The sequence below is a fragment of the Pseudonocardia nematodicida genome (assembly GCF_040105385.1).
In the GTDB taxonomy this organism is placed as follows: Bacteria; Actinomycetota; Actinomycetes; order Mycobacteriales; family Pseudonocardiaceae; genus Pseudonocardia; species Pseudonocardia nematodicida.
This window is the reverse complement of sequence record NZ_JBEDNQ010000004.1, coordinates 423,338-442,611: the sequence shown is the minus strand read 5'-3', so window position 1 is coordinate 442,611 and position 19,274 is coordinate 423,338. Positions and strand designations below refer to the sequence as shown.

15 protein-coding genes are annotated in these 19,274 nt (G+C 75.3%); 12 read left to right on the top strand and 3 right to left on the bottom strand.

What is annotated here, in order from left to right; all coding sequences use genetic code 11:
* A complete protein-coding gene (locus WIS52_RS12455) occupies positions 1-663 on the top strand; it encodes an SDR family oxidoreductase (protein WP_349298348.1) in 663 nt (220 codons plus the stop codon).
* A 34-nt stretch (positions 664-697) separates the two neighbouring features.
* Positions 698-2,116, top strand: a complete 1,419-nt coding sequence (locus WIS52_RS12450; protein WP_349298347.1) for a dihydrolipoyl dehydrogenase family protein — start codon at positions 698-700, stop codon at positions 2,114-2,116.
* Between the two features lie 24 nt (positions 2,117-2,140).
* On the opposite strand, the gene WIS52_RS12445 is transcribed toward WIS52_RS12450, so the two are convergent.
* On the bottom strand, positions 2,141-3,028 hold the full coding sequence (locus WIS52_RS12445; RefSeq protein ID WP_349298346.1) for a DUF6474 family protein: 888 nt from the start codon (positions 3,026-3,028) through the stop codon (positions 2,141-2,143).
* A 187-nt stretch (positions 3,029-3,215) separates the two neighbouring features.
* Between WIS52_RS12445 and WIS52_RS12440 the strand changes: the two genes are divergently transcribed.
* Both WIS52_RS12440 and WIS52_RS12435 read left to right on the top strand, forming a co-directional pair.
* The gene (locus WIS52_RS12440; RefSeq protein ID WP_349298345.1) at positions 3,216-5,021 is read left to right on the top strand and encodes a TM0106 family RecB-like putative nuclease; all 1,806 of its coding nucleotides are present in this window, start codon (positions 3,216-3,218) and stop codon (positions 5,019-5,021) included.
* A 28-nt stretch (positions 5,022-5,049) separates the two neighbouring features.
* Complete coding sequence (locus WIS52_RS12435) at positions 5,050-6,864, top strand: gamma-glutamyltransferase family protein (protein WP_349298344.1); 1,815 nt, start codon at positions 5,050-5,052, stop codon at positions 6,862-6,864.
* A gap of 193 nt (positions 6,865-7,057) precedes the next feature.
* On the opposite strand, the gene WIS52_RS12430 is transcribed toward WIS52_RS12435, so the two are convergent.
* On the bottom strand, positions 7,058-9,907 hold the full coding sequence (locus tag WIS52_RS12430) for an MFS transporter (protein ID WP_349298343.1): 2,850 nt from the start codon (positions 9,905-9,907) through the stop codon (positions 7,058-7,060).
* A gap of 4 nt (positions 9,908-9,911) precedes the next feature.
* Positions 9,912-10,454, bottom strand: a complete 543-nt coding sequence (locus WIS52_RS12425; RefSeq protein ID WP_349298342.1) for a MarR family winged helix-turn-helix transcriptional regulator — start codon at positions 10,452-10,454, stop codon at positions 9,912-9,914.
* 120 nt (positions 10,455-10,574) lie between these two features.
* Here WIS52_RS12425 and WIS52_RS12420 point away from each other — a divergent pair, with 120 nt between their 5' ends.
* The 8 genes from WIS52_RS12420 (at position 10,575) to WIS52_RS12385 (ending at position 19,174) form a co-directional block, all read left to right on the top strand.
* Positions 10,575-10,856, top strand: a complete 282-nt coding sequence (locus tag WIS52_RS12420) for a DUF4326 domain-containing protein (RefSeq protein ID WP_349298341.1) — start codon at positions 10,575-10,577, stop codon at positions 10,854-10,856.
* Between the two features lie 101 nt (positions 10,857-10,957).
* The gene (locus tag WIS52_RS12415) at positions 10,958-11,398 is read left to right on the top strand and encodes a hypothetical protein (RefSeq protein WP_349298340.1); all 441 of its coding nucleotides are present in this window, start codon (positions 10,958-10,960) and stop codon (positions 11,396-11,398) included.
* Positions 11,399-11,408: 10 nt separating this feature from the next.
* On the top strand, positions 11,409-12,287 hold the full coding sequence (locus WIS52_RS12410) for a DNA-formamidopyrimidine glycosylase family protein (protein ID WP_349298339.1): 879 nt from the start codon (positions 11,409-11,411) through the stop codon (positions 12,285-12,287).
* Between the two features lie 9 nt (positions 12,288-12,296).
* Positions 12,297-13,535 (top strand): sensor histidine kinase, encoded by a 1,239-nt coding sequence (locus tag WIS52_RS12405; protein ID WP_349298338.1) that lies wholly within the window; start codon positions 12,297-12,299, stop codon positions 13,533-13,535.
* A 115-nt stretch (positions 13,536-13,650) separates the two neighbouring features.
* On the top strand, positions 13,651-14,523 hold the full coding sequence (locus tag WIS52_RS12400) for a S49 family peptidase (RefSeq protein ID WP_379610601.1): 873 nt from the start codon (positions 13,651-13,653) through the stop codon (positions 14,521-14,523).
* A 171-nt stretch (positions 14,524-14,694) separates the two neighbouring features.
* Positions 14,695-15,546, top strand: coding sequence for a LytR/AlgR family response regulator transcription factor (locus tag WIS52_RS12395; RefSeq protein WP_349298336.1), 852 nt, complete (start codon positions 14,695-14,697; stop codon positions 15,544-15,546).
* Positions 15,543-17,420 (top strand): hypothetical protein, encoded by a 1,878-nt coding sequence (locus WIS52_RS12390; protein WP_349298335.1) that lies wholly within the window; start codon positions 15,543-15,545, stop codon positions 17,418-17,420. Before WIS52_RS12395 ends, WIS52_RS12390 begins: the two co-directional genes overlap by 4 nt.
* Complete coding sequence (locus WIS52_RS12385; RefSeq protein ID WP_349298334.1) at positions 17,417-19,174, top strand: sodium/solute symporter; 1,758 nt, start codon at positions 17,417-17,419, stop codon at positions 19,172-19,174. The genes WIS52_RS12390 and WIS52_RS12385 overlap by 4 nt, the downstream gene beginning before the upstream one ends.
* Positions 19,175-19,274: the final 100 nt, after the last annotated feature.

The following is a 19,274-nucleotide window of genomic DNA, read 5'->3' as shown; positions in this document are numbered from 1 at the left end:
ATGGACGTGGTGATCGCCGGAGGCCACGGACAGATCGCGTTGCGACTGTCCACCCTGCTCGTCGGGCGGGGACACACCGTGCGATCGATCGTGCGCAACCCCGACCACACCGACGACGTGCGCGCGACCGGTGCGAGTGTGGTCGTCGCCGACCTCGAGTCGACGTCGGCCGCGGACCTCGCCGGGCACCTGACCGGCGCCGACGCGGTCGTGTTCGCGGCCGGTGCCGGTCCGGGCAGCGGGGTCGCCCGCAAGGAGACGGTCGACCGGGACGGCGCGACGCTGCTCGCCGACGCCGCCGCGCAGGCCGGGGTCCGCCGGTACCTGCTGGTCTCCTCGACCGGGGTGGATGCCGAGCCCGATCCGGAGCGCGGGGAGGTCTGGGCCGCCTACATCCGGGCGAAGAGGGCCGCCGAGGAGGCGATCCGCGACGACGACCGGCTCGACGCCACCATCCTGCGGCCCGGCCGGCTGACCGACGACCCCGGGACCGGGAAGGTCACCCTCGCGCCACCCCCGGTCGACCGCACCGACGTGACCCGGGACGACACCGCCGCGGTCCTCGCCGCCTTGCTCACCGCCCCGCACACGATCGGGGCGACGCTGGAGCTCCGGGAGGGTGACGTCGCACTACCCGAGGCGGTGGCGGCGCTCGACGGATAGGTGTGCCGTGCGCGGCACACGGTAAGACTGACCCATGACGGACCACGAGTACGACGTCGTCGTGATCGGCGGCGGCCCGGCCGGGGAGAACGCCGCCGGCTACGCGGTGCAGGCCGGGCTCTCCACGGCCCTGGTCGAGGACGAGCTGATCGGTGGCGAGTGCTCGTACTGGGCGTGCATCCCGTCCAAGGCGCTGCTGCGGACCCCGCAGGCGGTCGCCGACGCCCGGCGCCTGCCCGGTGTCACCGCCGACTTCGATCCGGGGGCGGTGCTGGAACGCCGGACCTCGTTCGTCTCGAACTGGGACGACTCCGGGCAGGTGGACTGGGCCGAGGGCGCCGGCGTGAGCGTGCTGCGCGGCCGCGGCCGGCTGACCGGTGAACGGACCGTGCAGGTGACCGGCGCCGACGACGCCCCGGTCACCGTGACCGCCCGGCGCGCGGTGGTGCTCGCGACCGGATCGGTGCCGCTCACCCCGCCGGTCCCGGGGATCGACTCGGTCTCGGTGTGGGGCTCGCGCGAGGCGACGTCGGCGAAGGAGATCCCGCGCCGGCTCGGGGTGCTCGGCGGCGGGGTCGTGGGCTGCGAGATGGCCCTGGCCTTCGCCCGGCTCGGGTCGGCGGTGACCCTGATCCACCGTGGTCCGCGGGTGCTGCCGCGGGCCGAGCCGGTGGCCTCCGAACGTGTCGCCGACGGGCTGCGCGGGGCCGGGGTCGACGTGCGGCTGGACACCGGGCTGGACGCCGTCGAGCCGGTCGACGGTGACGGCGCCGCCCGGCTGACGCTCGGGGGCGGGACGATCGAGGTCGACCGCCTGCTGGTCGCGACCGGCCGGCGCCCGGGCACCGACGGGCTCGGCCTGGACTCGGTCGGGGTGACCACGACCGGGCGGGGTGCCGTGCCGGTCGACGACACCGGGCTGGTCGAGGGCGGCGGGGACTGGCTCTACGCCGTCGGGGACGTCAACGGGCGCACCCCGATGACCCACCAGGGCAAGTACCAGGCCCGGATCGCCGCGCACGCGATCGCGGCGCGCGCCGCCGGACGCCCGCTCGACACCGCCCCGTGGGGCGAGGACGCGGCCACCGCCGACCACCTCGCCGTCCCCCAGGTGGTGTTCACCGACCCGGAGGCCGCGTGGGTGGGCCGCACCGCCGAGGCCGCGCGAGCCGCCGGCGTCGCGGTCCGGGTGGTCGAGATGGACATCGCCGTCGCCGGTTCCGGGCTCACCGCGGACGGCTGGTCGGGCCGGGTCGTCGCCGTCGTCGACACCGACCGGGAGGTACTCGTCGGCGTCACCTTCGTCGGGCCCGGCGTGGCCGAGCTGCTGCACGCGGCGACGATCGCGGTCGTCGGCGAGGTGCCGCTGCACCGGCTGTGGCACGCCGTCCCGGCGTTCCCGACGATCAGCGAGGTGTGGCTGCGCCTGCTGGAGGCCTACCGCCAGGAGTGAGACCCCGCCGGGCGTACGGCCTCCTCAGGACTGCACGCCCAGGTGGTCGAGCAGCTCGACCTCGATCCGGTCGAGGTCGCGGGAGACCGTCCGGAACGCGGACTTGCGCCGCGCGGCCGGCATGTTCTCCGCGGCCCGGACCGCCGCCGCCAGGTCGTGCAGGCGCGGCTCGGTCTCGTCGGCGAACCGCTTCGCCCGCGGGTCCCGGTCGGTGGTCCCGTCCTCGCGCAGCTCGGTGATCGTCCGCGCGATCCGGGACAGCCGGGCGTGCAGCCTGCCACCGGGGCCGGAGTAGCCGCCGAGCTCGTCCGGGGACACACCGAGCCGGCGGGACCGGTGGTCGTCCAGGCGGTGCCGCAGCGACCCGGCGGCGGCCATCGCGTACGGCGCCAGCAGCGGGGCCAGCAGCTTCAGGATCCCGAGGTAGCGCTGGACCCGCTTGGCGTTCCACTCGTGGGCCGCGCGCTCCCGCTCGGCCTCCTTGATCGCCAGGGCCTCGGTCTTCTGCCGCCCCTTCTCGGTGGCGCGGACCGTCTTGGCCTCGGCCTTGCGGGCGCCGGCGTCGGCACGGGCCGAGATCTTCGCGATCCTGCGGTCGGCGGAGCGGGCCTTGAGGTCCGCCTCGCTCATCAGGCTGTGCGCGGCGGCGGTCACCCGTTCGCCGCCGTCGCCGACGGCCTTGCGGGTGCGGCGGGCCGCCCGCAGTCCGGCCCTCTCGGCCCGGCGGCTCGCCGCCTCGGCCCGCTTGCGGGCCTTCACCGCACGGCGGTGCAGCTTCTCCGACGCCCGGTCGGCCGAGTCACGGGCGGACTCGGCCGCCCCCTGCACCCACTCCGACGCGTCGACCGCCGCCTCCCTGGTCGCCGTGGCGGCGCGCTCGGCCGCACTCGGCTTCCTGCGCAGCAGTCCCATGTCGTGTCCTCCCGGGCTCGGCTCGGCATGAGTTGATCGCTTGTATGGTCGCCGCAGCCTACGGGCGGCGCCACCGGACGCGCAGGTCCGACACCGGGGAGTGACCGGACGGGTGCGGGGTCGGTACCGGGCCGTGCCCGGGCCGCGTCGTCGGAACCGTCGGGGGTGGTCTCTACCCTCGGTTCCCGTGAGCACCTCGACCGGGCACCGGACCGCGCCGCGCGTCCTGCTGGACGCCGCCGCGCTGAGCGGGTGCCGCCGCCGGGTGCACCTCGACCACGACCCGGCCGCCACCGGGCGTCCGCGCGCGCTGCCCGACCCGGCGATCGAGCAGCGCCGGTCCGACGCGGCGGCGCACCGGCAGCGGATCGGCGAGCTGCTGGCCGGGACCGCCGGGGCGGACTGGGCGAGCACCTGGCCGGACGGCGCGGCCGGGCCGGTCGGGGACGTGCCGGCGTCCGACCCGCCGGAGGCGGTCGCAACCCCGCCGGAGGCGGCGGCCGCCGACGGTGAGGCCACCGGGCCGCCCGCCGGGTCCCGCGCGGAACGGGCCGCCCGCACCGCGGAGCTCGTCGCCGCCGGCGCCCCGATGATCTGGGGCGCGGTCCTCCCGCTCGACGGCGACCGCCGCGGCACCGCCGAGCTGCTGGTCCGGGCCCCGGGTGGTGGCTACGTGCCGCTGCTGGTGGTGCGCCGCCGGATCACCGACCCGGGCGAGGGGGCCCGGACCACCGCCGTCACCGATCCGTGGCCGCAGCGCGCCCGGCACGACCCGGACCGCAAGGTCCGCTCCCAGCCCCGGGACCTGCTCGCACTGGCCCAGCTCACCCGGCTGCTGGAGGCCGCGGGCTGGGCACCGCCGGAGGGCACCCCGCGGCGCGGTGGGGTGATCGGGCTGGACGCCGACGTCGTGGTCTGGCACGACCTGCACGCCGGGCACTGGCCGGGCGGCCGCACGACCCTGGAGGAGTACGACGCCCGGTTCGCCGACCGGTCCGCCGTCGCCCGGGCCGCGGCGACCGGCGGGCCCGCGCTCGCCGCACCCTCGCGGATCACCGAGTGCCGGCGCTGCCCGTGGTGGCCGACCTGCGAGGCGGAGCTCGAGCGGGCCGACGACGTCAGCCTGGTCGCGCACGGTGAGACGGCCCGGCTGCTGCGCGAGGCCGGTGTCGGCACGGTCGCCGCGCTCGCCGCCCTGGACCCGGCGACCCCGCCGGCCGCGCTGGAGGGGCCGATGCCCGGCCCGCCGTTCTCCGACGTCGTCGCGCTCGCCCGGGCCCGCCGGCACGGGCTGGCCGTCGCCCGCCGGGTGCCGCGGGTGCCGGTGCCGCGGGCCGACGTCGAGGTCGACGTCGACATGGAGAGCTTCGGCGAGTCCGGCGCCTACCTCTGGGGCGTGCTGCTGACGTTCCCGGGCGGGCGACGCGGCGGCGACCCGGAACCGGGCTACCGCGCGTTCGCGACCTGGGAGCCGCTGCCCACCCCGGACGAGGGCCGCTCGTTCGGCGAGTTCTGGACCTGGCTGTCCGGCGTCCGGGCCGCGGCGGCGCGCTCGGGCCGGACCTTCGCCGCCTACTGCTACAACGAGCAGGCGGAGAACCGCTGGATGCTGTCGTCGGCGCAGCGGTTCGCCGGGGTGCCCGGCGTCCCGACCGAGGAGCAGGTCCGCGAGTTCATCGACGACCCGGGCTGGGTCGACCTCTACGGCGTCGTCTCGACCTGGTTCCTGTGCGCGCACGGCAAGGGACTCAAGAAGATCGCTCCCGCCGCCGGGTTCGCCTGGCGGGACCCGGAGGCCGGCGGGGAGAACTCGATGCGCTGGTACCGCGACGCCGTCGCGCTCGAGGGCGGCGACCCCGACCCAGGCCAGCGCGAGCGGCTGCTCGGCTACAACACCGACGACGTGCTGGCCACCCATGCCCTGCGGGAGTGGATGTCGTCGGACCGGATCCTGGAGGTGCCCTTGGTGAGCGAGCTGCGCGACACCCCCTGATCGCGGGCGGCATGTGACGATGCCGGGCGTGGCTCCCCGTGGATACGACCGGATCGGACCGCGTGGCGCGGTCTCCAGCACCCATCACCTCGGCACCGCCGCCGCGGCGGCCGTGCTCGCCGACGGCGGCAACGCGTTCGACGCGGCGGTCGCCTGCGGGTTCGTCCTGCAGGTCGTCGAGCCGCACCTGTGCGGGCCCGGTGGCGAGCTTCCCGCGGTGTTCGTCACGGCCGGTGACCCGACCCCGAAGGTCCTCTGCGCCCAGGGCACCGCCCCGGCCGCGGCCACGATCGAGCGGCTGCGCGGCGAGGGATGCGAGATCGTGCCCGGCACCGGGCTGCTGCCCGCCACCGTCCCGGGTGCCTGGGACGGCTGGCTGACGCTGCTGCGCGACCACGGCACCCGCGAGCTCGCCGACGTCCTGGCCCCCGCGCTCGGCTACGCGGCCGGCGGGTTCCCGCTAGTGCCGCGTGTCCCGCTCGCGCTGGGCCAGGTCGCCGACCACTTCCGCACGCACTGGACGAGCTCGGCCGCGACCTGGCTGCCCGGCGGCCGGGTGCCCGCGCCGGGCGAGATCGTGCGGCTGCCGGCGCTGGCCGCGACCTGGCAGCGGCTGCTCGACGCCGCGACCGGCCCCACCCGCGAGGCGCGGATCGACGCCGCCCGCGACGCCTGGTACCGCGGCTTCGTCGCCGAGGAGATCGGGCGCTTCGCCGCGACCCCGGTCCGCGACGAGACCGGCCACGACCACGCCGGTCTGCTGACCGCCGACGACCTGGCCGGCTGGTCGGCGCACTACGAGGACGCGCTGGTCGCCGACGCGGGCGACGGCTGGAGCGTCGCCAAGTGCGGCCCGTGGTCGCAGGGCCCGGTGCTGCTGCAGCAGCTGCGGCTGCTGTCCGGTGTGGACGTCGAGATGCCCGGTGGGGTGGCGACCGCGGACACCGTGCACGCCGCCGCCGAGGCCGCGAAGCTGGCCTTCGCCGACCGGGAGGCCTGGTACGGCGATCCCTTCCCGGGTGAGCCCGTCCCGATGGCCGCGCTGCTCGCCGACGGCTACACCGACGCCCGGCGCGCGCTGATCGGGCCCACATCGGACGGCACGCTGCGGCCCGGATCGCCGGGCGGTGTGGCGCCCCGGCTCGGTGCGTACGCCTCGACCCCCGGCGCGGCCCGGAGCGGCGGGACGAGCGGGCCGGGCACGGGGGAGCCCACCGTCGGCCGGGACGGTGTCGTGCGGGGCGACACCGTGCACGTCGACGTCGTGGACGCGGCCGGGAACATGGTGTCGGTGACCCCGTCGGGCGGCTGGCTGCAGTCCTCGCCGACGATCCCGTCGCTCGGGTTCTGCCTGGGCACCCGCGGGCAGATGTTCTGGCTGGAGGCGGGACTGCCGTCGTCGCTCGCCCCGGGCCGGATGCCGCGGACGACGCTGAGCCCGTCGCTGGCGCTGCGCGACGGCGAACCGGCGGTCGCGTTCGGCACCCCCGGCGGCGACCAGCAGGACCAGTGGCAGCTGTGCTTCCTGCTGGCGATGATGCACGCCGGGCTGGACCTGCAGTCCGCGATCGACGCGCCGACCTGGCACTCGACCGCGTTCCCGGGGTCGTTCGCGCCGCGCGGCTGGGAGCCGCACGGCCTGGTCGTCGAGTCCCGGCTCGGCGCGGACACGCTCGCCGAGCTGGCCCGGCGCGGGCACGAGATCGACGACGCCGGCGCCTGGGCACTGGGCCGGATGTGCGCCGTCGGCAACGGTGTCGCGGTCCCCGGCGGTGGCGGGCCGGGTGCGTTCCACGCCGCCGCCGACCCGCGTTCGGGCGTCGCCGCGGCCGTCGCGCTCTAGCCGCCGGCCCGGGTTCCACGTGGAACGGGTGACGTGGAACGGGTGACGTGCACTGTGCCCGGAGGTACGGCATGGAGTTCAGGCTCGAGACGATCGGGGTCCCCGTCCCCGCCCTGGACGCCGCGCCGGCCTTCTACGGCTGAACGCCGACCGGCGGCCCGACACCCCCCAGGGCCGGGTCACCGGTCGGCCGTCATCGGGGGCGGGAGCCGTGCTCGTCGTCCCGCACGTGCCGTCCGTTGCCGGGCCGCGCGTCGTGCAACGGGTGCGGGAACTCGACGTCGGAGTGGGTCACCCGGCCCGCCTCCAGCTCCACCACGTCCGCGACGGGCGGGTAGCCGCTGGTCGCCAGCGTGTAGGTCCCGGCGGGCAGCTCGTCGAAGCTGAAGGTCCCGTCCGCCCCGGACACCCGCGTCCCGACGACCTCGCCGTCGGCGTCGATCAGGGTGGCCACCGCCTGCGCGACCGGGCCGCCGTCCGGGGCCGCGGTGACCCGCCCGGTGAGCCGGGACCGCTGCGGCAGCTGCAGGTCCTGCTCCACGGACCCGGTCGCGGGCACCCGCACGCCGACCGCCACCGGGTCCACGTCCTCGCCCGCGGCGGTGAGCGTGTAGTGGCCCGGCGGGACGCCGGGCAGGTCGTAGCGGCCGTCGGCACCGGAGCGGCCGGTCCCGGCGACCTCGCCCCGCCCGTCGATCAGGGCGACGGTCACGCCGGACGCGGGCCGTCCGGCGGCGTCGAGCACGGTGCCGCGGACGGCGCTGCCGTCACCGAGACGCACCTCGTGGGCGACCGGTCCGGCACCGATCGACACGGTGGCCGCGTGCGGTGGCCGCGCCCCGGCGGCGACGACGACCAGGTACCTGCCCGGCTCGTCGAGCGCGATCCGGTAGTGGCCGTCGTCGCCGGTCGTGACGTGGCCGGCCGGAACACCGGACAGCCGGGTGACGGTCACCGTCGCGCCGGACAGTCCGGCACCCGAACCCGAACGCACCCGGCCGAGCACCGCCCGGTCCCCGACGTGCGGCCGGGCGATCTCCGCCGGACCCGGGCCGTCGGGCAGCACGCCGTCGGACGCCGGCGACGGGACGGGGCCGCCCGTGGGCGCGGCCGGTGCGGGCACCGCCGGGCCGGGCCGTCCGGTGTCACCGGACGGGGACCCGGCGGCGTGCGCCGTCGCAGCGCCGGCGCGGCCGATCACCGGGATCGGCGTCGTCGCGGGCGCGGTGTGCCCCTCCGCGGTCCGGTCCCCGGCCGGGGCCGGGGCCACCGTGGCGGTCCCGACGTCACCGGTCGGCACGGGCGAGGCCGAGGCGCCGACGGCCGGCTCCGCCGCGACACCGGTGATCGGCTCGGCACCCGCCTCCGCACGCCGCCGGGCCTCCTCCTCGGCCCGCGCCGCCTGCGCTCCCGACATCGACCGCAGCGGCAGCTCCTTGACGAACAGCACCAGCACGAACGCCAGCGCGATCACGCAGGCGGCGATGAGGAACGCCAGTGCCATCGAGCTGGTGAACCCGGCCTGGAAGGGTGCGGCCAGCCGCGCGTCGATCCGCTGCAGGAACGACGAGTCGGTCAGCACCGAGGCGCTCAGCCCGCCGGCCTGGCCCGACTGCAGGGCCTCGACGACCGCCCGGTTCGCCGGGTCGGCGGCGACGGCCGGGTCGGCCAGCGCGGACCGGAACGACTCCGTGCCCAGCGCGCCGCGGATCGCACCGGAGATCCGGTCACCCGCGGTGGAGAACACCACCGAGAGGAACACCGCGGTCCCGATGGTTCCGCCCATCTGCCGGAAGAACGTCACGGTCGAGGTGGTGACGCCCATGTCCCGGGCCGGCATCGCGTTCTGGACGGCCAGCACCAGGGTCTGCATGCACAGCCCCAGCCCGAGGCCCAGCAGGAACATGGTCAGGTCCAGCTGCAGGATCGGGATCTCCGGGGTGAGCGTGCGCCAGAGCAGCAGCATCGCGACCGTGATGAACGCGGTCCCCAGCACCGGGAAGATCTTGTAGCGGCCGGTGCGCGAGGTCAGCTGGCCCGAGGTGATCGACGAGATCATGATCCCGCCGACCAGCGGCAGCATCATGAAGCCGGCCTCGATCGGCGTCGCGCCGTGCACGATCTGCAGGAACTGCGGCAGCAGCGCGATCGCGCCGAACATCGACATGCCGATCAGCAGGTTGATCACGCTGGAGAGCGAGAAGATGCCGGTCCGGAACAGCCGCAGCGGGAGCAGGGCGTCGTCGCCGTAGGCCCGCTCGGCGGTCAGGAACAGCACCAGACCGACCGCGCCGACGGCGTAGCAGACGATCGCGTTCGTCGAGGCCCAGCCCCACTCGCGGCCCTGCTCGGCGACGATCAGCAGCGGCACCAGGCCCAGCGCGAGCGCCAGCGCGCCCGGCCAGTCGATCCGGGCCCTGCGCGGGAGGTGCGGGATGTTCAGGACCCGGTACACCACGACCAGCGCGACCAGTCCGATCGGGACGTTCACCAGGAAGATCCAGCGCCAGCCGTCGATCCCCGCGATCGTGTCCACACCGGACAGCAGGCCGCCGATGACCGGGCCGATCACGCTGGACGTGCCGAACACGGCCAGGAAGAAGCCCTGGTACCGGGCCCGTTCCCGGGGCGGGACGATGTCACCGAGGATGGTCAGGGCCAGCGACATCAGCCCGCCGGCGCCGAGCCCCTGCAGGGCCCGGAACGCGGCCAGCGAGTACATCGACCAGGCCAGCGTGCAGGCGACCGAGCCGATCAGGAAGATCGAGATCGCGGTCATGAACAGCGGCTTGCGGCCGAAGATGTCGGAGAGCTTGCCGTAGAGCGGCGTGGTGATCGTGCTGGTGATGAGGAACGCCGTGGTCGCCCAGGCCTGCAGGGACAGGCCCTGCAGGTCGTCGGCGATGGTGCGGATGGCGGTCGAGACGACCGTCTGGTCCAGCGCGGCCAGGAACATGCCCAGCATCAGCCCGCCGAGGACGGTGAGGATCTGACGATGGGTCAGCTCACCGTCCTCGCGTGTGGCCGTGGTTGCGATGGCCATCTCGTCAGGACTCCCGTGCGTCGTAGGTCTGGTAGTCGGTGAGGAAGCGGCCGAGCAGGCCGGTGAGTGCGGCGCGGTCGTCGGCGTCCCACTCGGCGAGGACCTCGGCGATCGCCCTGGCCCGTCGCCGGCGTTCGGCCTCGATCACCCGGATGCCCGGGCCGGTGGCGGCCAGCAGCGAGGCGCGGCCGTCGCCGGGGTCGGCGCGCCGTTCCACGAGCCCGGCCCGGACCAGCGCCCCGACCTGCCTGCTGACCGTGGACGGGTCGGTCTGGAACGCCGCCGCGACCGCCGTCGCCCGTTGCGGGCCGCCGAAGTGCAGGTGGGCCAGCAGGTGGTAGCCGGCCATGTCCACGATCATGTCCGGGCGGTGCCGCTCCGCCGAGCGCTTGACCTGCCGGACCAGCTGGAACAGTTCCCGGACGACGGTGTCGGCCAGCTCCACGTCGGCCTCGTCCGGTTCGGCGGGGCCACCGGTCGGAGCCGGTGCGGTGCCGGTCCCCCGATTCGGCGGGAACCTGCCCGGCGGCTTCTGCGTGGCGTTCACGCGACCCTCCAGCGGTGCATGTATCACGCAACTAGTTGCTGAACGCAAGGATGCGCCGATGCATTGCGCAACGCAATCCGACGGCGCATGACGCCCGCCACAGCACTACCGTCGGCCGGCGTGGCACTCCCGAGGCGGATCCGGTTGCGCCGCTCGAAGGGCTGGCGCAAGCCCGACGGCGCGGTCGTCGTCACCCGGCCCGGGCCCTGGGGCAACCCGTTCGACGTCCGGGAGCTGGGACGGGAACGGGCGATCGCCGCCCACCGGGACTGGCTGCTCGCCGACCGGCCCGACCTCGTCGCGCGGGCCCGGGCCGAGCTCGCGGGCCGGGACCTGTGCTGCTGGTGCCCCGAGGACGTCCCGTGCCACGCGGACACGCTGCTCGAGGTCGCGAACTCCTGACCCGGGCGGGTGAGCCGCGGCCCCGCCGCCCCGCGCGGACACTCGGTTCCGTCGCCTCCCTGTGGGAACATCGACACCGGTACGGGCCAGGGGAGCAGCCGATGGGTACGAAGACGGTCATGGCGGCCGACCACCGCGAGTGGCAGGTGCAGCGGCACATCGAGTGGACCACGCCCGCGGTGGGGGACGAGTTCGAGCACGACGTCGACGGTGGCCGCGGCGCCGTCGTCCTGATCCTGTCCATGCTCGCGTTCTTCTGGCTGGTGCTCATCGTCTGGGCCCCGTCCGACGTGCACTTCCCGTGGTTCTACTGGATCATCGCGCTGGCCGGCATCGGGTTCTTCCCGACCCGCTGGCTGCTGCGGCGGCCCTTCACGATCGTCGCCCGGACCCAGGGCGGGTACGACCTGCCCGCCGAGCACTGGAGCGGCATGGTGCGCGGGCTCGCCGCCGCCCGCGAGGAGACCCGGGTGGTCGTCCGGAGCCTGCGGAACCGGTCGACGCCGGGCCACGCGGACAGCCCGCTGCAGCCCGTCAACTAGGGGGGTCGCGGTGCCGGAACTGCCCGAGGTGGAGGCGCTGGCCCACCACCTGCGCGAGCACGCGGTGTACCGCCCGGTGGCCCGGGTGGACCTGGCCTCGATGAGCGCGCTGAAGACCTTCGACCCACCGGTCTCCGCGCTCGCCGGGCGGGTGGTGACGGGCGCGTCCCGCTTCGGGAAGTTCCTGTCCGTGGACTTCGCCGACCGGCCGGACTCCGGCGAGCTGCACCTGATCACCCACCTCTCCCGGGCCGGCTGGCTGCGGTGGCACGCCTCCGCGGGGACCGCGCCGCCCAAGCCGGGGCGGGGTCCGCTACAGCTGCGCGTGCACCTCGACGAGGTGGGCGGGCCCGGGTTCGACCTCACCGAGGCCGGTACCCAGAAGCGGCTGGCGGTCTACCTGGTCGGCGACCCCGCGCAGGTCCCCGGGATCGCCCGGCTCGGGCCGGACGCCCTCGAGCTGTCCCGCGCCGGGTTCGGCGCGCTGCTCGACGGCGACACCCGCCGGCTCAAGACGGTGCTCACCGACCAGCCCACGATCGCCGGCATCGGCAACGCCTACTCCGACGAGATCCTGCACACCGCGAAGCTGTCCCCGTACGCCACCGCGGCCCGGCTCGGCGAGGCCGGCCGGGACGCGCTGTTCGAGGCGGTGCACGGCGTGCTGACCGACGCCGTCACCCGGTCGGTGGGGCAGGGCGCGGCCGAGCTGAAGGGCGAGAAGCGCTCCGGCCTGCGGGTGCACGCGCGCACCGGGCTGCCGTGTCCGGTCTGTGGCGACACCGTCCGGGAGGTCTCTTTCGCGGACCGGTCGTTCCAGTACTGTCCGACCTGCCAGACCGGTGGCAAGCCGCTCGCCGACCGGCGGCTGTCCCGGTTGGTGAGGTAGGTGCGCGCGGTGTCGGGTCCGGCTCTCCAGGCGGTCACGGACGGGACCGGGGTGCTCACGCCGTCGGTGGTGCTGCTGATCGTGGTCGCCGTCGTCGTGCTCGCCGTCGCGGTCCTCGTGTTCGGATGGCAGCGCAACCGGCGCAACAACATGGTCTCCCCGCTCGCCAAGGCCACCTTCTCGGCCCTGCACACGGTGGCGCTGGCCGCGCCGGTCCTGCGCGAGGGGCTGTCGTCGCGCTCCGCGTCGCAGGCCCTGCCCTACCTGCGGCAGCTGCTGGAGACCACGGCCATGGCGATGACCGACTCCCGCGGCACGGTGCTCGGCTGGGACGGCAGCGCCGACCAGCACCAGCAGGACGTGCAGACGCTCGCCGACCGGGTGATCGCCACCGGCCGGATGGAGCTGATGAGCCACACCTCGATCAAGTGCAACCAGCCCGGGTGCGAGGTGCGCGGGATCGTCGTGGTGCCCCTGGAGAGCGACGGGAGCATCATCGGCACGCTCGCCGCGCTCACCCCGGCCACCGCGGGTCCGCCCGTGCTGCGGGCCACCGGTGAGGTCGCCCGCTACGTGTCCAGCCAGCTCGAGCTGGCGGAGCTGGACGACTCGCGGGCCCGGCTCAACCGGGCCGAGGTCCGGGCGCTGCGGGCGCAGATCTCGCCGCACTTCGTCTACAACGCCCTGACCACGATCGCGTCGTTCATCCGGACCGACCCGGCCCGGGCCCGCGAGCTGCTGATCGAGTTCGCGGACTTCACCCGGTACTCGTTCCGCTCCGCCGGCGAGTACACGACGCTGACCGACGAGCTCGACAACATCGAGCGCTACGTGCGGCTGGAGAAGGCCCGCTTCGGCAACCGGCTCAACATCCAGCTGCAGATCGACCCCGAGGTGCAGAACGTCGTCCTGCCGTTCCTGGCGCTGCAGCCGCTGGTGGAGAACGCGGTCCGGCACGGCCTGTCCGGCAAGCCGAACGGCGGCACGGTCACGATCAGGGCGGAGAACGCGGGCTCGGAGTGCGTGATCGTCGTCGAGGACGACGGCGTCGGCATGGACCCGGCCCGGCTCAACGAGGATCTCGACGACGCCCACCTGTCCGGGGCGCACGTCGGGCTGGGCAACGTCGACGACCGGATGCGCTCGGCGTTCGGGGACAACTTCGGGCTCGTGGTCGACACCAACGTCGGGGCCGGAATGAAGATCACTCTCCGGGTCCCCAAGTTCCGGGCCGGCATCCGAGCCTGACCAGCGTAGGAGGGGCGCTGCTCCTCCCGGGTGATCCACATCGAGGCGGGTTGTGCCGATCCGGTCACCCCACGTCACACAGCGCTCCCGCGTACCGTGGATCGGCATGGACGTCCTGCGTATCCCCGCTGCGGTGACCTCTCGACTGCCCGGCCGCCTCGGCGACACCGTGGGCGCGACCGGCCGGCCCGTGGTGTCGGTGGTGCGTCTGCACGGGGTGATCAGCGCGCAGGCCGCGCCGGTGCCCCGGCAGGTGATCAACGCCCACTCGGTGGAGAAGCTTCTGGAGCGGGCCTTCGCTCCGGAGCCGCTCGCCGCGGTGGCGCTGGTGATCAACTCGCCGGGCGGGTCGCCGACCCAGTCGCAGCTCATCGGCGACCGGATCCGTGCACTCGCCGCCGAGAAGGACGTCCCGGTGCTGGCGTTCTGCGAGGACGTCGCCGCTTCCGGGGGGTACTGGCTCGCCTGCGCCGCCGACGAGATCTACGCCTGCTCCACCTCGATCGTCGGCTCGATCGGCGTGATCAGCTCCGGGTTCGGGCTCGACGGGCTGATCGAGAAGTGGGGCGTGAGCCGGCGGCTGCACACCGCGGGCGGCTCGAAGTCGCGTCTGGACCCGTTCCTGCCGGAGAAGGCGGAGGACGTCGCCTGGCTGACCGGCCTGCAGGAGCAGCTGCACGACCGCTTCGCCGACTGGGTCCGCGAGCGCCGGGGCGACCGTCTCGCGACCGGCACCGAGCTGTTCGACGGCGAGGTGTGGCTCGGCGAGCGCGCCCGCGAGCTGGGACTGGTCGACGGGATCGGCACCGCGCACGAGGTGCTCACCGCGCGGTTCGGTGACGCCGAGCAGCGACCGGTCGAGCAACGCAGGCCACTGCTCGCCCGGCTCGGGGCCGGTGGCCCATCGTCGGCGGGTCCGGCCGAGCTCGGGTTCGAGCTGCTCGCGGCGCTGGAGACGAAAGCGACATGGGCTCGGTACGGGCTGTGACCGCCCGGCCCTCCGGTTCGACCGGATGTCGCCCCGTGTGCCCGGTCGGTCACCGATCCGGTTCGTGCCCTGGCACTCCGCGCGTTCGCGCGTCACCATGGTCGCGGCGTCGAACGATGATCGACGCCGGAGGGCCGCCCGGCCCCGGCCCGGAAGCAGGATGAGGAGATCGTGGACAGCAACGAGACCACCCCCCGCGGACTGGTCGTGCTCGCGGTGGACGACGAGCAGCCCGCGCTCGAGGAGATGGCCTTCCTGCTGAACGAGGACCCGCGTGTCGCGACCGTCCTGACGGCCTCGGAGTCGACCGAGGCGCTGCGCATCCTCAACGGCCGTCGCGCGGGCGCACCGGCGGGCGGACCGTCCGGCGGCGGTACCGACGTCGCCGAGCAGACCGACATCGACGTCGTCTTCCTCGACATCCGGATGCCCGGCCTCGACGGCCTCGAGCTCGCCCGGGTGCTCACCGGCATGGCCGTCCAGCCCGCGATCGTGTTCGTGACCGCGCACGACGACCGCGCCGTCGACGCCTACGACGTCGGCGCCATCGACTACCTGCTCAAGCCGCTGCGCACCGAGCGGCTCTCGGCCGCGCTGGACCGGATCCTCGCCACCCAGCGTCCGGGGCCGTCCGCGCCGGTCCGCGAGGAGAGCGGCGGCGACGACGAGGTCATCCCGGTCGAGCTGGCCGGCACGACCAAGCTGGTGCCCCGCTCGGCGGTGCGGTACGTCGAGGCCCAGGGCGACTACGCCCGGCTGCACACCACCGAGGGCAGCCACCTGGTCCGGATCCCGCTGTCGGTCCTCGAGGACCGCTGGCGGGACGCCGGTTTCGTCCGCATCCACCGGTCCTTCCTGGTCGCCTTGCCGCTGGTCACCGAGCTGCGGCTGGCCGGGTCCGGGTACGTCGTCCGGATCGGCTCCGGCTCGGAGACCGCCGAGCTGCCGGTCAGCCGCCGGCACACCCGTGAACTGAAGGACCGGCTCGTCCGCGCGACCAAGCAGGCGTGGAGCCAGAGGTGAGCAGACCCACCGGCGGCGTCCAGCCGTCGGTGCGTCCGTTGCCCGAGGAGGCGGTCGACGACGACCGCTCCGGGCCCGCGGACACCTACCGGGACCCGGGACCGGCCACCGGTCCCGGTCCCCGGACCGCCGGCCCGTCCGGGACGACCGGAGCGGCCGTTCCCGGGGCCGCCACGCCGCGGCCCCGCGTCCCGTGGATCTCGGGCGCCGTACGCCGCCCGGACGCACGCCCGGCGCCGCACGGCGAGGACGGCGGTGACGCCGGCAGCGGGAACGGCAGCGCCTCCGGTGGCGCGAACGGCAGTGACTCCGGCGACCGGAACGGGGCTCCGCCGGAGGGCCGAGCGGTCCGCCGGTCCCGGCGCGCGGACGAGACCGACGGTGGCTCGACGTGGCTGCAGCAGGAGATCGCGCGCCGGGTCGCCGACCGCGCGGGCGAGTCCGGCCGGCACGCCCGGGTGGAGCCCGCCCAGGGTGGTGAGCGGCCCCCGGCGTCGCCCGCCGGGGTGCCGTCGGAGGCCGACGCCGCTCCGGGCCCGGGTGACCCGGACACCGCCACCCCCGTAGCGCCCCACGACCCGGCACCCCACGACCCGGCGCCCGATGGCACCGCCGCTCCGGCGCCCGACGGCACCGCCGCTCCGGCGCCCGACGGCAGCGCCGCGGACGGCGACGCGTGGCGCCGGCACCGCCCGCGGCTCCGCGCGGCCGGGCCGCGCCCCCGGTCGACCCTCCTCCCGGACCCCTACGCCCCCGACGGGGTGCGCCCGACCGACGACACCGGAGGCTGGCCCGCCGGGCAGGGCAAGCAGTGGCCACCGGCCGCGGGCTCCTCGGGGCTGCCGCGCCGGGTCCCCGGCGCCACCTCGTCCTGGTCACAGGGGTGGGCGCCGAACCGCACCGCCCTGTTCGCCGGGCGGGCCGAGGCGCCCGCGGAGGCGCCGGTCGCGCCGGAGCACACCCCCGAGCCCCCTCCCGAGACGGCGCCCGTCCGCACCGGCCGGCCGGGCGGCGAGGACCTGGGTACCGCCGGGGCAGGCGAGCCCCCGGCCGGGGTGGCGACCCCCGCGGCACCGTCGCCCGGGAGCCTCCCCGCCGCGGCCCCGGCGCCCGGCACCGGCACCGACCGCGGGCAGCGGGAACACGCGGGTTTCCCCGGCATCTCCGACCCCGACGGCATCCTCGACGACCTCGATGACCTCGACGAGGACCTCGACGGGCGCGACGATCTCGACGAGCGCGACGACTTCGAGGACCTCGACTCCGACGACCTCGATCCGGACGACCTCCGCGGACCCGCCGTCGAGCGCACCGAGGTCATCTGGCGGGCGCCCGGCCTGGACGTCCCGGTCGCGCCGGCGCCCACCCCGGATCCGGCCGCGGACCCGACCGCCTCGTCCCCGGAACTGGTCGTCCCCGGCCCGGAGCCCTACACCGGTGCCCGGCCCCGCCGGTTCGCCGCGGCCGCGACGGACGCGCCGGCGCCCGACCCGGGGACCGCCGGGGAGGACGAGGCCGGCGGCCGGGTCCGGATCGTGCTCTCGGAGCGGCGGTCCACCGCGCACTCGTCGCGCGGGCTCTCCGACGTCCAGGACCCCGGCACCGTCGGGACGGTCCTGCGGAACTCGCTCGTCCGCAGCCAGCTGCTGCTCTCGCTGCGGGTCGGCATGGTCGCGCTGATCGGGCTGGGCCTGCTCCCGGCGCTGTTCATGGCGTTCCCGGTGCTCGGCGGGATCGCCGTGCTCGGGATCCGCCTGCCCTGGCTGCTGCTGGGGCTGCTCGTCTACCCGTTCCTGCTCGGCCTCGGCTGGTGGTTCGTCACCTCGGCCGAGAGCGTCGAGCAGGAGTTCGCCGACGATGTGGCGGACCGGTGAGCGCAGGCGCCATCGTCTCGCTCGTCGCGATCGTCCTGGTCGCCGTGGTGTCCGCGGTGATCGGCTCGGTCGGCCACCGGACCCGGCTGACGTCGGACTTCCTCGTCGCCTCCCGGTCGGTCCCGTCCCGGCTCAACGCCAGCGCCATCTCCGGCGAGTACCTGTCGGCGGCGTCCTTCCTGGGCATCGCCGGGCTGATCCTGATCGACGGCGTCGACGCGCTCTGGTACGCCGTCGGCTACACCGCGGGCTACCTCGCGCTGCTGCTGTTCGTCGCCGCGCCGCTGCGCCGCTCCGGCGCCTACACCGTCCCCGACTTCGCCGACGCCCGGCTGGCCTCCCCGGCGCTGCGCCGGGTGTGCGCCGGCGTCGTCATCCTGATCTGCTGGCTCTACCTGCTGCCGCAGCTGCAGGGCGCCGGGCTCACGGTCGGCGTCGTGACCGGGATGCCCGACTGGGTCGGGTCCGCGGCCGCCGGCGCGATCGTGCTGGCGACCGTCGCCGGCGGCGGGATGCGCTCGGTGACGTTCGTGCAGGCCTTCCAGTACTGGTTCAAGCTCACCGCGCTCGCCGTCCCGGTCGTCGTCGGCGCGCTGATCTGGCTGGGCGACGGCCACACCTTCGGCCGCGGTGAGCCACCCGAGTTCCGCGAGCCGACCACGGTCTCGGTCACCACGCCGGTGACCCTCGACGTCCGGCTCTCGGTCGACGTCACCGCGCGCGGCACCGTCGACGGGCAGCCGGTCGACGGCCCGGTGCGCTGGGTCGCGGGCTCCTCGCACGACGTCGGCGAGGGCACCGAGCTGGAGTTCGCCGCCGGTGAGCCGGTGCCCGTGACCAGCGGCGCGCCGGCCGACGACGAGACCTGGCTGCGTCCGTTCGCCACCGCCGGGGAGCATCAGCTCCTGGCCACCTACTCGCTGATCCTGGCGACCTTCCTCGGCACCATGGGCCTGCCGCACGTGCTGGGCCGCTTCTACACCAACTCCGACGGGCGGGCGGCCCGGCGCAGCGCCGTCCTCGTGCTCGCGATGCTCGGCGGGTTCTACGTCATGGTGACGATGATGGGCGTGCTGTCGCGGGTCTACACCCCGCAGCTGCTGGTCACCGGCCGCAGCGACGCCGCGGTGCTGCTCCTCCCGACGGCGATGCTGGGCAGCGACGTGCTGGGTGTGGTGATCGGCGGGCTGGTCGCCGCCGGGGCGTGGGCGGCGTTCCTGTCCACCGCGTCCGGCCTGCTCGTCAGCCTGGCCAGCGTCGTCTCCACCGACGTGCTGCCCCGCCGGGGCAGCATGACCGCCCGGTTCCCGCTGGCCACCGTGCTGGCCGGGGTCCCGCCGACGATCGTCGCGCTGGTGCCGACCGGGCTGAACTTCGCCGAGGCCGTCGCGCTGGTCTTCGCGGTGGCCGCGTCGACCTTCTGCCCGCTGCTGATCCTGGGCATCTGGTGGCGCGGCTTGACCGACGTCGGCGCGATCGCCGGTGTGCTCGTCGGCGGCGTGGTCTCGACGACCGCCGTCGTCGCCGCGCTGGCCGGCCTGGACCCGCTGGTGGCCGGGGTCGGCGGCAGCTGGGCGGAGGTCCTGCTGCACCGGCCCGCGATCGTCAGCGTCCCGCTGGCGTTCCTCACGATGATCGTGCTGAGCCGGCTCACCCGGCCCCGGCGGCCGATCGACGTCGACCAGGTGCTGCTGCGGCTGCACGCGCCGGAGCGCTTGGGCCTCATGCGCGACCGATTGGATGACCGCTCGTGAGAATGATGTCCGGTTCCGCCCACGACGGGTAACCGGAACGGAGTAGTGATTGGTCCGGTTCGGGAAAAATCACCACTATCAGTAGCGATCATCGTCGCCA